This is a genomic window from Nitrobacter winogradskyi, assembly GCF_006539545.1.
In the GTDB taxonomy this organism is placed as follows: domain Bacteria; phylum Pseudomonadota; class Alphaproteobacteria; order Rhizobiales; family Xanthobacteraceae; genus Nitrobacter; species Nitrobacter winogradskyi_A.
Genome location: NZ_BJNF01000114.1, coordinates 1 through 14878, shown reverse-complemented (window position 1 = coordinate 14878; position 14878 = coordinate 1). Strand labels below are relative to the sequence as shown.

The following is a 14878-nucleotide window of genomic DNA, read 5'->3' as shown; positions in this document are numbered from 1 at the left end:
TCGTCCAACTACACTCGCTCCCGCGATTGAGTAAAGGTCTCGCGCGCGAAGGCATCATCTCCCCTGCTCTACCGGCGCAGGTTTCATGCTGTCATTCGGCCCGCACGTCGCCGCGCCCGATCGTACCGATCATGACGCCACAGACATCATTCGCCCATCACATAATCAGGATGTCGATTTGCTTGACAGCAATACGATGTATCTCGTACGCTATAACGACTACTATGTAGAAAACGTCTGACGGCAAGCAAGTCAACGCCAACGGGCATACTGTTCCTGCTTGTTGGCTTCCTGAGCCTTAGAAACCGGTGCTGGTTACGATAGCATCATCACTCGAATGTCCTGAGATGTGAAAATGAACGATTCAGCGCTTCATGTTACGCTTACGAAGATGTGCGAACTTCACGCCATTGACATACCACGCAGCGGAGAATTGGCGGAGCATTTCCAACTGGCGTTTCCATCGGCAAGCTATGATGAGGAAGCTGGTGAATGGCGCATGGTTTGGAAAAAGGGAACCTACGCGGAATCCAACGCGCGACTCGAAGCTTTTTTTTCCGAGAGAGGCTTAGCCTTCTCTCATATTAACAAGTGCTGATGATTCACCGCGGCTGCCCGCCACACTCATAACAGGTAACAGCGCTGTCAGCGCACGCTTGGCCGCAGAAGTGATTTTGGAAGTCACAGAGTTGGGAGACTGGAATGCATCACGCCAAGGAGGCGCACAAGTTCGCAAAGCCGCCAAGTCATGCGTTTGCTGTGCCGCGAGACGGAGAGATGGCCGATCTTATCCAGCAAGCATTTCCCGAAGCGTACTTTGATGAAAAGCATCTCGAGTGGCGGATTGATTGGGATGAGCAGCAGTTCCCCACCCAAGGTCAGCGCCTTGACGAGTTTTCGACCAGGAACAACCTTGAAATTTTCCATCGCTACTGATGCTCGATGAGCCAAGCCCCTCGCCTGTCGACGGTTTTTCGCGAGTACCGGACAAGGCGTTTGATAGAGCCTGATAGCTGGAATGCAGAGAGAAAGCTCGATCATGCGTTCAGGCTTGACTGCCGGGGCGCAACCGGCACGGCTATCTGAAGCTTTATTCTGCGTTCTCGACCTCCGATATGAGCTTTGATCTTACAACGGTAGTTTGAATGTTTGCCGAGCGTGTCGCTCCCAGAACAATCGAACTGACCGACATTTACCATGCGGTACCATCGCCCGGCATTGCCGAGGTTCCACTCGCGATTCTCAATATATCTAATCACAGATATCGATCGCGTCGGAATTAATTTCCTACGGCTATTCACTTACGAGACAATTCATGATGACCAATAACGTATACGCGCCAACCGTGAGCTCTGAGGTTGGATGCCCAAGGCCTAACACCAACGACGCACCACGATCCTTCAAAATTGGCTTATCCGGCTGTGGAGGCGGTCTTGAATCGATTTCGACCTCCCACATCCTCGATCTGGCCGAGAAGGTCGAGGCTTTAGGCTTCACCGGAGTCTGGCTCAATGAGGAACACTTCCAGGGCAGCATCGTGGAGGTCGAAGGGCGGCGATGCCATTCGCCTCTGATTCTGGCGTCGGCCATTCTGGCGCGTACCAAGCGCCTGCGTGTCGGATTCTCCGTTTTGCTGGCGGCGCTACACAACCCGATCCGTCTCGCCGAAGAGATCGCGACACTGGACGTTCTGTCTAATGGACGCGTCGATGTCGGCATATCCCGCGGCAACAACCCCCGTTATCTCAATGCCTATGGCGTCAATCCCGAAGGCACCGCCGATCATTTCAAGGATATGCTGACATTCTTGCCCCGCGCCTGGGCGGTGGGCAAGCTTCCATTCGGCGATGCTGTTCATTCGATCGAACCGAAGCCGATTCAATCCCCACACCCGCCGATCTATGTCGGCACCAATATCAACGAGACCGCCGCCTGGGCAACGAAAAGCGGTCACAAGATCATCTGCCATGGCATTATCAGCATGCCTAACCAGCGCCGTTTGATGCGCGCATATGTCGATGCGGGCGGGGATCCCGCGGAAGTGCCGTTCGGCCGCTTCGTCTATGTCAGCGAGACCGATGCTTCGGCGCGGAAGGAGTTGTGGCCGACCATCGAGAAACTGACCACACGATTGAAGGGATTCGGCCTGTTCAAGCGTGAGGGCGTCATCGACGAAGCGAGCCTCGAACCCGAGAATTTCTATCGCGATATGGTGATCAGTGGTTCGCCCGAGACCTGCGCCGAGAAATTCATGGCGCTGCATGGCGAGCTTGGCGTAACCTACCTCAACGCGCTCTCCGCGTTCTTCGGCTTCCTGCCGCTTCCATCGCTCGAACGTTCGCTCAACCTGATGGGGACCGTTCTTAGGCCAAAGCTCGAAAAAGCTTTGGCGATCGCCTGATACAGTAGAGAATCAGAAATGGCACGCCGCACGCTCGCGCGGCGTACCATTTCGTTCTGTCAGAACTTCATCGACAGCGATCCCACAACCGTTCGCGGCGCACCCAAGAAATAGGTTGCCCCCGCGCTCAGATCGATGTCGCTGGGAGATATCTGTGAGATGTACTGACGATCAAAGATGTTCTGAATCGAGAAGCTCGCATTCAGGGATTCAACACCGAAGTGAGACCCGAGATCATAGGACATCGTCAAATCCGTGACAGTGTATCCGGGCACACGCTGGGTGTTGGCGGCCTCACCGAAACGCGGCCCGATGTAACGCACGATCGGCACGATCGCCAGGCGGTCTATCTGGTAGGTTATGCCGCCCTTTATCATGACTTGCGGCGTGTTGGGAATTTGTTTTCCTTTGGTCGCCAACATGGCGCCGCCGCTCAGGGTTGGCGTATCCGAATCGAACGTTTCGGATGCTAGCGTCGTCGAGCCGAAGACCGAAAATCGTTCGTCAAACCTATAGTTCGCTTCAAGCTCAAAGCCGTATCCGGTACTCGATCCAGTGCCTTGAAAGTATGAGATGTTCGGGCCGATCAACGGATCGACAACCTTGACCTGCTTGTTCTGAAACTTGGCGTAGAACAGGGTTGGGATCACAGTCAGCCCGTACTGACTAAAGCGTAGTGAAGCATCAAACTGGTCAGACAGCTCGGGACGCACCTTGTCGACCAGCGATTGCAGCGTGAACCCCCTCGCGGTGAAGGCGGTGCGGTTGCTGATGTAGTTGCTTGCCTGTGGTCCCCAATCCGGGCGGCCGAATCTGCGTCCATAACTGAAATTCACGCTGAGAGCCGGGTTGAGATCGTGACGAATCGCGATGTTGGGAAGCCATGCGGCGTAGTCGCGAGCGGCCAAGGTGGCATCGGGATAGATCGCCGGGTTCAATGCCAGCGCCTGACCATGAGTGCCGTCAGGGATTCCCGCAGTGTTGTAATATAGCATCTGCGGTGCACCCAAAACCATGTAGCGCAGACCGCTGGTCACAAAGGTTGAACCAAAATTCTGCGAGACCTGAAAGTACGGACTGTTGACGCTGAAGTTGTCGATCCTCGCAAGACTCTGCCAGTTTGAGAAATTAAGTCCTCCGCTTGTATTAACCGTGAAACGCCGCTGATCTGTCGGAGGTGGCGGCGGCGCCATCGATTGCCACCAGTATCCGGCAACGACATCGGTGCCCCAAGGAAACTGTCCGGCATATTCGAAAACACTACCGACGTTCTGGTTCTGCTGGCGCCAGATCTGAACGGTGTTTCCGGCCGCGTTGAATCTCGTGGTGTCGTTGTCCCAGTAATACGGCTTGAAAAGCAGGTGCTGTCCTTCAGCAAAATTATAGTCGAGCTTTGCGAAGGTCGCGAACGTCTCGGCATTCATCCGGTTGAACTTGTAGTAGTTGACATCGGTGGCTGCAACGCCGGTCAGCGTGGTGTTGAAGTCATGACTGTAGTTGTTTCTTAGATCTGTGGTCTGGGGATACGTTAGCGCTCGAAAGAAATTCTCGGCGTAGTTGTTGTAGACTGCGGTAACGTCGAGGGTGACACGGTCGCCGAAGTCCTGGCTCAGCCCGAACGTAACGTTCTGGCGTTTCTGGTCGCCAGCGCCCGTCCACTTATCGACACCGATGTTCGATCCGGACAGAAAGGCCTTGGTTGCTGTCTCCGGATTCAGGCCGCTATCGATTCGAACGAATGTCTTATAGAAGCTGTCGGTGCCGAAGGCTTGGCGCGCCGTAAAGCCAGCTTTATCCTGGGGTCTCAGCGTGAGCTGGTTGATCACGCCTGTCGCGTTCGACAGACCAAGACCCTTATCGGACGGAACGGCACCGCGATAAACGTCGATACGCCCGATGTTCTCCAGATCGAACAGATCGGAGCCGCCCACGATTCCCATCAACGGTAAGCCGTCAATCGTGCGCGAAAGATGAAAATCTCCCTTGCCGCGAATATTGATGTTGCGCGTCGTATTCAATCCATACGGATCCGGGGTTTGAACCGAAACAGAGGGAATCAGGGCCAGCGGCTGATAGAAGCTGGTCTGCGCCGGACCGCCCAGAACCGCGATTCCCTGCTGCGTCACGCTGCTGGCGCCAGCCAGCTGCGGCGTGGTGCTGAGAATGGAGTTTTGCGACGCAAGAGCACCGCCGGATTGTTGCTGTTGCTGCTGGACAGGTTGCTGATTGCTCGGTGCAGCCTGTCGCGCACGTCGCACGGTCCGGCCCCGTGCATTCGTCGTGCTGTTCTGCCGCACATTTCTCGACTGACCATCGCTGACAATGGTCACCGGCGGAAGGTTCGTTGAATCCTGCGCTACGGCTAACGTGCCATACGACTCGCCGCCGAGCAGCGCACCGATGAACAATATTCTCTTCACAATCCAGCCCCCAATATTTCCACGCGACGACGCGCAACGCGCCGCTCTGCTCGCGATGTGTGTGAAAATTCGCTGTACCCTCCGGTACAATGATCTGTCGCCGAACGATCCGCGCGTTCTCAAATCAGACGCGGATCGCTTTCGATCAGGCGCGCGTGTTCGACGCGCGCCTGTCGACCAGGGCAACAACGGCTCGAAGCATCGTGACGCGAATACTTCAATTCGTTATATACAGATTGATATCGCGTATAGAATGGAACTCGTGTCGTCAAGCATCGCGGCGACCGAAACAACGCGATCTGTACTTTCCGATCAGGAGAACTGAACTTGATTCAACGCAAGATAGGCCGCCCGGGAACCATTGCACTTTTCACTTGCATCGTAACGCTAATGTCGTCGATGACACATGCGTTGGCCGATCGGACGATCACGGACATGGCTGGTCGCAGCGTGACCATTGCCGATCGTGTGACGCGCGTGGCAACCATCGGCCCCGTCCCGGTGCTTAACAGCTTCGTGTTCGCGCTTGGCGAGGCGAGATCGCTTGTCAACGGTCTGCCGCCAAATCTATCCGGCCCACGCTGGCGCATGCAGTATCTGGTCGACCCCGAAATCTCCCGGCGTCCTATTCTACAGGGTGGCGGCGGTGCTCCATTGGTGGAAGGTCTGATCGAGACGAAACCGGATATCGTCCTTACAATGGACCGGAAAACCATCGATCTGGTGGCTCGCGCTCACACCCCCGCGGTGTTTCTCTCATGGCGGCAGCCGGACGACGTGAAGACGGTGATGCGCCTGCTCGGCCGGATCTACGACAAGACCGAAGCGGCAGAAGCCTATTGCAGCTACTTCGATACTACCCTTGGCAACATCAGTGCGCGGCTGGCGCAGCGGTCGGCGCAACGGCCACGGGTGCTCTATGCCAATCTCAAGCGCATGACCCAACCGCATCTGATTGCCGAGTGGTGGATCACTCAGGCCGGCGGCCGCAGCGTCACGGAAGGCGATCGGCTGACCGAGGCGCTGACCTTTTCCCGCGAACAGCTTCTGGCATGGGATCCGGAAGTGATGATACTCAGTAACGCATCCGAGGTCGCGGAAGCCTATGCCGATCCGCGCCTCAGCACGGTCTCGGCCATTCGCAATCGCCGCGTCGCCGCTATTCCGACGGGCGTGCACCTTTGGGGCAACCGCACCGTCGAAGAACCCCTGACCGTGCTGTGGGCGGCGCAACTCATCCATCCTGATCTGTTCAGGGACTGGGATATCCGGGACGAGGTCGCCGCGTTCTATGCGAACTTCTTCGAGAAGCCGCTGACGAAACCGGAAATTGAGAAAATGCTAAGTGGCCGCTCATGATTATGTTTACGCGCGAGTCGTCTCAAGACGCGTATCCAACGCGCGTTCCATTGACGGCACAATCACCATCTGACCCTCAACATTTGTCAGGGTCGAAACCGCAACGCCATAGAGTGCGCGAATGAGCGATGGCGTGATGATCTGTGTCGGCGGACCATCCGCCATGATCGTGCCATCGCGCAGCACGACAATGCGGGTCGCTACCCGCACCGCATGTTCAGGATTATGCGTGCTAAACAGAATGCTGTGGCCGCTGCCTGCCAGATCGACCAGATGCTTCAGCAGGCGGATCTGATAGCCATAATCAAGACCGGTCATCGGCTCGTCCAGGATCAAGATGTTGGCGCCTTGCGCCAGCGCACGTGCGATCAGGGTCAATTGCCGCTCGCCGCCTGAAATCTCAGTATATGGACGCGTGGCAAGATGCGTGATCGCGAGCCGCTCCAGAACTTCATCCACGGCCCGATGATCAGCGGCCTGCGGCGCACGAAAGATACCCGTCTCGGCAAGACGGCCGAGCAGCACCACGTCATGCACTTTATAGGGAAACGGCGCGACATGCGCCTGCGGCACATACGCGATACGTTGCGCCAGGGCCCGGCGCGAAAAGTCTGCAAGCGGTTCGCCGCCCAGCCGGACCTCGCCCCGTTCAGGCTTCAAGAAGCCCAGCAGAATCCGAAACAGTGTGCTTTTGCCTGCGCCGTTCGCTCCAAGCAACGCGACGATCTCGCCCGACTTGAGACTGATCGTAATGTCGTCAAGGATGACGCGCGCGCCCCGCCGGAAATGCACGGCGAGCGCCTCCAGGCATTCGACAGGTAGCGCGGGCGTCATCATGTCCATCCCGACCGGGCCCGACGCAGCACGATGATGAAGGCAGGAATGCCAAGCAGTTCGGTGAGAATTCCGATCGGGATTTCCGATCGCATGATGCTGCGCGACAGGCAATCGGCGCCGATCAGGAAAATCGCTCCACAGAATGCGCTGGTCGGCAGCAGACGCGCATTTCCTGGCCCGAGCGCGAGCCGCACCACATGTGGAACCACAAGTCCGACCCATCCGATCATGCCGGCGAGCGACACCGAGAGCGCGGAGACCAGTGTGGCCGTACCGATGACGCCGTAACGCACCGGTTGCGCCGGAACGCCAAGCGCGCGGGCTTCATCGTCGCCCATCGATAGTGCATCGAGCGCACGACCGAATAGCGAGAGCGCCACAAGACCTCCGATGATCGGAATCATGGCCCAGCGGATCTGCGTCATATCCACCCCGCCGAGACTGCCCATCAGCCAGTACACGATCGCAGGCAACTCCTCATAGGGGTCCGCGGTGTATTTGACGATCGACAATGCCGAGGTGAACAGCGCGGCGGAAATCATGCCGCCAAGGACAAGCAAGATCATCGAAGCCTTCCCGAACATGTTCGCAATCATGAGTCCGACACTGACCGCGACCAGTCCCATGACAAAAGCGGACAGCTGGACCAACGCCCAGTTGCCAAACAGCAGGATACCGAGCGCCGCACCAAAGCTCGCGCCACCGAGAACACCGAGAATTCCCGGCGAGACCAGAGGATTGCGAAACACCGCTTGAAACGCGGCTCCGGACGACGCCAACGCAGCCCCGACCAGCGCCGCACCGAGAATCCGCGGCAGGCGAATTTCCACGATAACGTTATAAAGCAGCTGGTAACTCTCCGGCGCCATCGGTTTCAGTCCAGCCATAGCTAGAAAGAATGAAGCGACATCGCCAATCTGAAGCGGGTAGCGGCCAATCGTAAGAGAAAACAGGATTGCGCCTAGCAGCAACACGGACATGAACATGAGGCGCGTCATATGTGTTGCATTTCCTTCGATCGGGTCGAACAGGTCGCGATCTCGCCGCGAACTGCCACGGCTGTCGTTATCACGTTATAAACATAACGTCGATAGCCGGATGATGATCGAGCAGACGCACCGGCTCAAAGTAAAGCCGGATGACAGAAGGCCTCCCTCGTAGCTGCATTCAACGCAAGCACGGCCGGACGTTGTGAGATGTCGATTGCCCGGCGCAAGGGTCGCCTTATACAAGCCATACGTGCAGCATTCTCGCCAGCACGTCATGAACATGAGTCGGTCGTCATTGACGAAGCCCAGGATCTTGCTCCGTCGGAGCTTCGGCTTTTCGGCGCCCTGGCGCCGGAGAAACCGGATAGCCTATTCCTATCGGGCGACGTCGGACAACGCATTTTCCAGCATCCGTCTTCTTCGGCGAGCCTCGGCTTCGACATACGGGGCCGCTCGCATACGCTCAAGATATGCTATCGCACGTCGCAACAAATCCGGCGCGCGGCCGATAAGCTGCTACCGACGGTCCTGCGGGACACCGATGGTCTCGAGGATGAATGTCGCGGCATCATCTCGGTCTTCGATGGCCCGGCACCTGAAGTGCAATCCCTCGCAGACATCGCCGCGGAAGCTGCTACGGTCCGCCAAACAGTCGAAACTTGGCTTGGCGAGGGAATCGCATCCCGCGAGATCGGTGTGTTTGTCCGCACGCCGCAGCTCGTCGCGCGCGCCCGGGCAGCCATCGCCGGACTCACCGGCGAGGATAAGATGACCACCGCTACCACGAGCCTGGCCAAAGGGCTGGAATTTCGCGCCGTCGTTGTGATGGCTTGCGACGAAGGAGTCCTGCCGCTCGACGAGCGCATTGCCGACGCCGCCGACGAGGCTGAACTCGACGACATCTACGAAACCGAGCGCCGCCTGCTGTATGTCGCCTGCACCCGGGCGCGCGAGCATCTGCTGCTGACGGGGGTAACGCCGACATCTGAATATCTAGCAGATTTCACGTCGTAGGTCGGCGACCGACGCACTCGGGCTAGGTAGCTGCCAACTCTCTCTGCCGAGCGCACCGGCAACTTTGCGACAATGGGCAGCCGATGCGCAACACGGTCGGTCAGGAGGGATTCTGCCGAAACTGCGCTCTCGCCTTCCGGAACGCTTTGTCGGTCGCCATGAAGCGCTGGAGCATTGGGACGACCAGCTTGATCGGATCCGGTGCGGTGCCGTTGTCGCCACCGTGGGCCCGCACGTCGGCATAGGCGATCAGGTTCCGGTAACCCGCACGGGGAAATTTGACCATGCGGTTGCCCGAACGCCACCTGGCTGTCGTACTGACCGATCAGCCGTGCGCCTGCGAGAAGAGGAGTTGCTTGCCGGTCGGGGTATCGTAAACCTGCTCCGTCACCTACGCAGTGATCGTGCCGGGCAAATCGGATTTGATGCCGGTAATCAGCGCCGCGGGGACGACAGTTCCGGCATGCACGACGTAAGGCGACGTCTTCTCCTGCACGCGATCGGACGTGACGGCGCGTCGATCAACGGCGGCGTTGATGAAGGCGAGCTTGCGATGCTTCATATTCTGCGAAGCGCCGAGATCTAGCGGCGGCGTTTCGGTCGGCAGTGTGAGAGCCGTTGTTGGATCGACGCGGCCAGCGGCGGATCTGCCGCGGCTGTCGGTGAACACCTTCGCGACCCGCGCTACTTCGATCTCGGCGAGCCGAGGAAGAGAGCAATCAGAGACGTAATGGGCACGACAGCGAGGGCCTGCGATCCGATACCTTTTCGCTGATAAACATTAGGATCAGGACGACTACGATCGAACGCACCAGGCCTCGTAACCACAACGGGATTGCCATACTCATTTAGCGAATAGCAATTATAGCTCGATCGGCAACGGCGATTGTTTGTTATGACCTAAATTTGCAATGGTCCTAGTCAACTATCGCGTTCGGCAGACTCGCTACCTTAATCCCTCACCCAGCCCCTTGCCTGAGTGCGCCAGAAGAGGAAAGCGAAGACGGGCGCTCCGACCGCGTTGGTGAGAAGCCCGATCGGGATTTCCTGGTCGGTCAGGGTGCGCGCCAAATCGTCCATCGACAGGAGAAAAATACCGCCAAGTACGGCCGCCGTCGGCAACAACCGGCCATGGTCGGGTCCAACAAGAAGCCGAGCCATATGCGGAACGATGAGCCCGACCCAGCCAACACCGCCGCTGACGGAGACCTGAGCCGCCACGATCATCGCCGCCAGCCCCAGCAGGGCCCAGCGCAGTACATTGACATTGACGCCGAGCGCCCGCGCATCCACTTCGCCGAGCGACAAGAGATTGATGCGCCAACGCAGCGCAAGCAACGGCGCTCCCGCAAACAACATCATAGCAGCTGCGATGGCGACCTTCTCATAGGTCGCGCCGACAAAACTTCCCAATAGCCAATAAAGGATCGAGGGGAGTTTCACCGTCGGATCAACGAGAGTCTGAATGAGTCCAATGATTGCTGAGCAGAAGTGGCCGACGATGACCCCGGACAGGACCAATGCCAACGTGCTCGCCCGCCCGGTGAGTGCTGCAAGGGCGAACGCAACGAACAGCGTGAGTAGGCCAGAGCCGAATGCGAACCCAACCAGAGCGATGGTCGGCCATCCCAATACAATCGCAATTACGCCGCCCAGGGCTGCACCGGAGGTAAGACCGATAATTTCGGGGCCGACAAGCGGATTGCGAAACACGCCCTGCAGAACCGCGCCGGACAAGGCAAGACCCATACCGCAGATCGTGACGAGCAGGACGCGCGGCATCCGGATGATTTCGATAGCGACCCAGCTCTTGTCGTCGTAGCTTCCGACCGCATCAAACGGCAGGGTTGTGAACACGATTCGCGCCACCTCGCCGATCGGTACCGGATATCGCCCGATCGTCAGCGACATCAACATCAACGCGACGAGAACCAGGAACAGCAGGGCCAGAAGCAGATCGCTCCGGACGATCGAGCGGAGGTATGAATTCGCGTGGGATAGGTCCGTCGCCCTCTTCATCATCGGCCTAGATTGAAATGACTCGCTACGCTGCCCCGGAAATCTTCGTCGGACGACGGAGAACGCATGGCGGACATCATGCGGTGGACGGCGGCATCAGGGCAGCGCTGCCGGACAAGCGCGGAATGAGAATGAGAGACCATCGTTACCCAGAGAGCGCAATAGCAGGACGCTCAAATTGCCAGTGATCCCAGCGCTGCGCTGGACGGATAGACGTTGTGGCGATTGATTTTGGAATCCACGAGAAGCCTGCATCAAGCGACAAACCCGCATCCCCGCAATCGCTCGAAGGTACCTGATATTGACACTACACAACATCGTTGTATACGATGAAGTACATCGCATGGGAAGTCGGGTCATGCCTGCAACCAGCAGTTTGCACAATGGGGTGTGTAACACAGCAAATTCTATCTCTTTTAATGGGCTTGGGGGCCTTAAATGACTAGATCAGATAGGATTTTTTGCGCGCGACGTATTGAGATCGCCTGCATCGCGGCGGCAGGCGCGGCGATTTCCGGGCACGCTTTCGGTCAAGGACCGCAGTCTCAGCCGCCATTACCTCCGGTCTACATCGAATCACCTCCTCCCCGGTCAGCGCCCGTCGTTCCGCAATCGGCTTCGGAACGACGGGCGAAACAGAGGCGAGCCGGGCGCGCTGCGCGGCGTGAGGCCTCGCCGCACAGCGCACCCAGCGTCTCCATCACCGCACCGGCAGGAGAAGCCCCCGAGGGAAGTGTCGCTGCCGGATATCGCCCCTCGACGATCTCGAACGTTGGCCCGCTCGGGTCAATGAAAATTCAGGATGTTCCCTATTCCGTGAATGTGGTCTCGGCTCCGCTGCTTGAGAACAAGCTCATCTCCCAACAGGACGATTTCTATAGAATCAACCCGAGCATTCAGACATTTTCGACAAGCACCAGGGGTTTCTCGGCCAATCCCATATTGCGCGGATTTACTGTTCCAAACTCGACCGGAACCGCAGAAGACGGTCTCAGGTTTCAGAACCTGTTCGCGATGCCTTTGGAAGACAAGACGAGAATCGAAACTTTTACGGGTCTCACCAGCTTCCTCTATGGCGCCAACAACGTCGGCGGGCTGATCAATTATGTCTACAAGCGGCCGACCGCCGTCCCCTATACATCGTTGACACTAGGCAACTATGGCGGGCTATCGGGCTTTGCTCATGGCGATTTCAGCGGACCGATCGACAAGGAAGGGCGATTCTCTTATCGGTTGAATGTGCTCGGACAGGACGGCACAACGGCAATCGAGAACAGAAGTGTAAGACGCAATCTGGTTACCGGCGCACTCTCCTTTCAGCCAAACTCCGATTTCAATCTGACCGTCATAGGTTCGCACCATGATCAGATCGTACGCGGCATTGATCCAGCCTGGAACTTTGCGACTAATCCTGATGGGTCGAGCAGGATCTTCCACACGGCCGCACCCGACCCAACGAAGAACTTCGGGCAGCCATTCAGCAGCTATAACCTGCAGCGCGATCGGATCGGCGCCGACCTGAACTGGAAGATAGACGACGTTTTCACGCTGAGATCGGCGATCGCAACGGCCTACGCTTCAGTGCGCGACAATATCTTCGTCAACAACAACGTCAATAATAACACCGGAACTTACAGCCAGTCGGTATCACGGTTGACTGACTTCTTTTACCGAGCGAACACCGGCTACACGTTCCTCGATGCGGATTTCAACACCGGACCGATACATCACAAGGTAACGACCGGGTTCTATGGAAATGACTTTACCATGAGCCGGGCACCGACGAACTACGGTGCGTTCACGTTCAACGGGTTCAACTTCATCACTCCGACCATTGTGAACGAGCCGAACTTCGTAGCAACAAACGTCGGTCCGGTGCGCCGCCAAAGCTACAACAATAACCGGAATATCGTCATCGGCGACGACATAAAATTCACCGACCAATGGTCGGCGCTCTTGGGCCTGAACTACGCCATGTTGTCCGGCCAGAACTTCAACACGACGACCGGATTGCAAACCTCCGGCTACGATCAGGCGAGACTGTCACCTAGCGCCTCGCTGATCTTCAAACCGCTGCCGTGGGTGTCGACGTATGTCACGTACAGCGAATCCCTGCAGGGCGGGCAGCCGGTCAGCAATTCCGGCTCGATGATCTTCACCAACAATGGTGAAATCCTCGCCCCTTATGTGGGGCGAGCCTATGAGGCGGGTGCAAAGGCACAGATCGGCGGTACGCTTGTCACCCTCGCCGTGTTCAACGTCAATCAGGTACTCCAATACAATCAATACAATAACGACGGGACTTACACGGCCGTCCAGAATGGCCGGCAAGAAAATACCGGCTTCGAACTCAACGCGGTCGGCACAGTATTTGACGGCTTCCGTCTGTTCGGAGGCGTCACCCTGATCGATGCCCGCGTCACCCAGAGCCAGCCCTCTCCGACGATGCCCGCGCTCGACGGCTTGCGTCCGCTTAATGTGGCGAATTCCCTCGCCAAGGTCACGGCGGAGTACGACCTGCCTTTTGCGCCCGGGTTCACGGTAACCGGCGGCGTCTACTATACGGGACCAGCGCCAGTCGACCGACTCAACACCGAATATCTACCGTCGTTTGTCACCGCCGACCTTGGCTTGCGTTATCAAACCAAGATGAAGCCATTTGGTAACGACCTCATCATGCGCTTCAACGTGCATAACATCACCAATGAGAACTACTGGCTCACGCCAAGCTATGTCGGTCAACCACGCACATTTGCCTTGTCGGTACAAACACGCTTCTAGCTCACGGCGGTACGCGAATGGGAAAACATATCCGGTTTGAAACCATTCACATCCACAGCAAGCTCGTGGCATGCGCGCACAGCTGCAAGTACTGCTCGATGGGCAAGAAGAAGATTGCACGGATTCAGCCTGGCAGAATTCACGCACTCCTGGAGCGATTTCTCGAATGGGAGACGTCGCATGATATGAGGATCGGCTATATCGTCAACTACAGCGCGGACTATGATCGAGCTACGCTCGAATATTTGCGCGATCTTCGTGATCGCTTTCCGCGCGAATATGAGCCGTTGAGACGGATCACGCTTGGTGGGCTGCGAAAACGGACAGACGAAGAACTGCGGCTGTGGTTGCGCGAACGGCAGAAATTCGGATGCATCTCCGCTCACGGATCCTTTGCGGGATACGGCGAGGTGCATGATTACTGGAACAACCAGCGCGGAAACTACGATCTCATCGTTCGCACTCTGCGAATCGCAGGCGAGATCGGGATGGCGATCCTGGCCCGTCTTTTTGTGGTCAAGAGCACGCTTTCGACACTCGGTGCGTTGAACGACGCTCTCGACGCTCTTCCGAAGCATGAGAATGACTGGCGTTACGCTGTGCCGTATTCTTACGCTGGATGGGGAACCCGTCTCGAAGAAGAGCGTATCGACGAGCGAACGAGGGATGAATTGCCGTCGTGGCTACATACCCTGCTTCGCAAAGCACGATCCGCTGAGGGCGAATGCCGCTCAGAGCGCGAATGGATAGAAGCCATTCGAAATAAAGGGAACCAATCCAATGGCGGACTCATTTTGAATGTGACGGAGCACAATATCGAACGTCTTGAGCATCAAACGTGCGACGAGATCATCGATGATCTCAAAGCGCGAACGCTGAAAGCTTATGCGGCTATTCCAGATTTTCCAGAACTGTGCGAGCGATACGGTGACCGCAACGGAACTAAGATCTATGGTCTGGAGCGCTGCCTTGAAATGAAATGGCTCGACCGCCACTTGCAAGAGCATCCGACCAACTTCGAGCGTCAGCTCACCCATCTACAGTTGGGTAATTAGAGC

The 14878-nt window shown here is 57.3% G+C and carries 13 protein-coding genes and 1 pseudogene; 8 read left to right on the top strand and 6 right to left on the bottom strand.

The window, feature by feature from the left end:
- Window positions 1-85 precede the first annotated feature (85 nt).
- The 4 genes from NWI01_RS19175 (at window position 86) to NWI01_RS17550 (ending at window position 2401) form a co-directional block, all read left to right on the top strand.
- Window positions 86-241 carry a hypothetical protein gene (locus NWI01_RS19175; RefSeq protein WP_181410571.1) on the top strand — a complete coding sequence of 52 codons (156 nt, stop codon included), beginning with the start codon at window positions 86-88 and terminating at the stop codon, window positions 239-241.
- 114 nt (window positions 242-355) lie between these two features.
- Window positions 356-598: a hypothetical protein gene (locus NWI01_RS17560; protein WP_141385255.1), complete on the top strand. Its 243-nt coding sequence runs from the start codon at window positions 356-358 to the stop codon at window positions 596-598.
- Window positions 599-702: 104 nt separating this feature from the next.
- Window positions 703-936, top strand: a complete 234-nt coding sequence (locus NWI01_RS17555; protein ID WP_141385254.1) for a hypothetical protein — start codon at window positions 703-705, stop codon at window positions 934-936.
- 379 nt (window positions 937-1315) lie between these two features.
- Window positions 1316-2401 carry an LLM class flavin-dependent oxidoreductase gene (locus tag NWI01_RS17550; protein ID WP_244613874.1) on the top strand — a complete coding sequence of 362 codons (1086 nt, stop codon included), beginning with the start codon at window positions 1316-1318 and terminating at the stop codon, window positions 2399-2401.
- Between the two features lie 59 nt (window positions 2402-2460).
- On the opposite strand, the gene NWI01_RS17545 is transcribed toward NWI01_RS17550, so the two are convergent.
- Window positions 2461-4821 (bottom strand): TonB-dependent receptor, encoded by a 2361-nt coding sequence (locus NWI01_RS17545; RefSeq protein WP_141385253.1) that lies wholly within the window; start codon window positions 4819-4821, stop codon window positions 2461-2463.
- A gap of 390 nt (window positions 4822-5211) precedes the next feature.
- On the opposite strand from NWI01_RS17545, the gene NWI01_RS17540 reads away from it, so the two are divergent.
- Window positions 5212-6180 carry an ABC transporter substrate-binding protein gene (locus NWI01_RS17540; RefSeq protein ID WP_244613873.1) on the top strand — a complete coding sequence of 323 codons (969 nt, stop codon included), beginning with the start codon at window positions 5212-5214 and terminating at the stop codon, window positions 6178-6180.
- 6 nt (window positions 6181-6186) lie between these two features.
- Here NWI01_RS17540 and NWI01_RS17535 read toward each other — a convergent pair whose 3' ends face one another.
- Together NWI01_RS17535 and NWI01_RS17530 are read right to left on the bottom strand one after the other, a co-directional pair.
- Window positions 6187-7014: an ABC transporter ATP-binding protein gene (locus NWI01_RS17535; protein ID WP_141385256.1), complete on the bottom strand. Its 828-nt coding sequence runs from the start codon at window positions 7012-7014 to the stop codon at window positions 6187-6189.
- The gene (locus NWI01_RS17530; protein ID WP_141385251.1) at window positions 7014-8015 is read right to left on the bottom strand and encodes a FecCD family ABC transporter permease; all 1002 of its coding nucleotides are present in this window, start codon (window positions 8013-8015) and stop codon (window positions 7014-7016) included. The genes NWI01_RS17535 and NWI01_RS17530 overlap by 1 nt, the downstream gene beginning before the upstream one ends.
- A 198-nt stretch (window positions 8016-8213) precedes the next feature.
- Here NWI01_RS17530 and NWI01_RS17525 point away from each other — a divergent pair, with 198 nt between their 5' ends.
- Entirely contained in the window at window positions 8214-9020 is an 807-nt protein-coding gene (locus tag NWI01_RS17525) for a 3'-5' exonuclease (RefSeq protein WP_141385250.1), read from the top strand.
- 100 nt (window positions 9021-9120) lie between these two features.
- Here the strand turns inward: NWI01_RS17525 and NWI01_RS17520 are convergent, their stop codons facing one another.
- The 3 genes and pseudogenes from NWI01_RS17520 to NWI01_RS17510 all read right to left on the bottom strand — a co-directional run bounded on the left by NWI01_RS17520 (window position 9121) and on the right by NWI01_RS17510 (window position 11042).
- Complete coding sequence (locus NWI01_RS17520; RefSeq protein WP_141385249.1) at window positions 9121-9306, bottom strand: DUF2274 domain-containing protein; 186 nt, start codon at window positions 9304-9306, stop codon at window positions 9121-9123.
- 4 nt (window positions 9307-9310) lie between these two features.
- Window positions 9311-9729: pseudogene (locus NWI01_RS17515) on the bottom strand (TrbI/VirB10 family protein); the annotation flags it as partial.
- A gap of 242 nt (window positions 9730-9971) precedes the next feature.
- Entirely contained in the window at window positions 9972-11042 is a 1071-nt protein-coding gene (locus NWI01_RS17510) for a FecCD family ABC transporter permease (protein ID WP_141385248.1), read from the bottom strand.
- 786 nt (window positions 11043-11828) lie between these two features.
- On the opposite strand from NWI01_RS17510, the gene NWI01_RS17505 reads away from it, so the two are divergent.
- Window positions 11829-13820 carry a TonB-dependent receptor gene (locus NWI01_RS17505; protein WP_181410570.1) on the top strand — a complete coding sequence of 664 codons (1992 nt, stop codon included), beginning with the start codon at window positions 11829-11831 and terminating at the stop codon, window positions 13818-13820.
- 17 nt (window positions 13821-13837) lie between these two features.
- Complete coding sequence (locus NWI01_RS17500; RefSeq protein WP_141385246.1) at window positions 13838-14875, top strand: hypothetical protein; 1038 nt, start codon at window positions 13838-13840, stop codon at window positions 14873-14875.
- The last annotated feature ends 3 nt before the right edge of the window (window positions 14876-14878 follow it).

What these genes read in the sequence shown, in the direction of transcription:
- NWI01_RS19175 (WP_181410571.1), top strand. Translation starts at nt 86, where the DNA reads ATGCTGTCATTCGGCCCGCACGTCGCCGCGCCCGATCGTACCGATCAT.
- NWI01_RS17560 (WP_141385255.1), top strand. Translation starts at nt 356, where the DNA reads ATGAACGATTCAGCGCTTCATGTTACGCTTACGAAGATGTGCGAACTT.
- NWI01_RS17555 (WP_141385254.1), top strand. Translation starts at nt 703, where the DNA reads ATGCATCACGCCAAGGAGGCGCACAAGTTCGCAAAGCCGCCAAGTCAT.
- NWI01_RS17550 (WP_244613874.1), top strand. Translation starts at nt 1,316, where the DNA reads ATGATGACCAATAACGTATACGCGCCAACCGTGAGCTCTGAGGTTGGA.
- NWI01_RS17540 (WP_244613873.1), top strand. Translation starts at nt 5,212, where the DNA reads ATGTCGTCGATGACACATGCGTTGGCCGATCGGACGATCACGGACATG.
- NWI01_RS17535 (WP_141385256.1), bottom strand. Translation starts at nt 7,014, where the DNA reads ATGACGCCCGCGCTACCTGTCGAATGCCTGGAGGCGCTCGCCGTGCAT.
- NWI01_RS17530 (WP_141385251.1), bottom strand. Translation starts at nt 8,015, where the DNA reads ATGACGCGCCTCATGTTCATGTCCGTGTTGCTGCTAGGCGCAATCCTG.
- NWI01_RS17525 (WP_141385250.1), top strand. Translation starts at nt 8,214, where the DNA reads ATGTCGATTGCCCGGCGCAAGGGTCGCCTTATACAAGCCATACGTGCA.
- NWI01_RS17520 (WP_141385249.1), bottom strand. Translation starts at nt 9,306, where the DNA reads ATGGTCAAATTTCCCCGTGCGGGTTACCGGAACCTGATCGCCTATGCC.
- NWI01_RS17510 (WP_141385248.1), bottom strand. Translation starts at nt 11,042, where the DNA reads ATGATGAAGAGGGCGACGGACCTATCCCACGCGAATTCATACCTCCGC.
- NWI01_RS17505 (WP_181410570.1), top strand. Translation starts at nt 11,829, where the DNA reads ATGAAAATTCAGGATGTTCCCTATTCCGTGAATGTGGTCTCGGCTCCG.
- NWI01_RS17500 (WP_141385246.1), top strand. Translation starts at nt 13,838, where the DNA reads ATGGGAAAACATATCCGGTTTGAAACCATTCACATCCACAGCAAGCTC.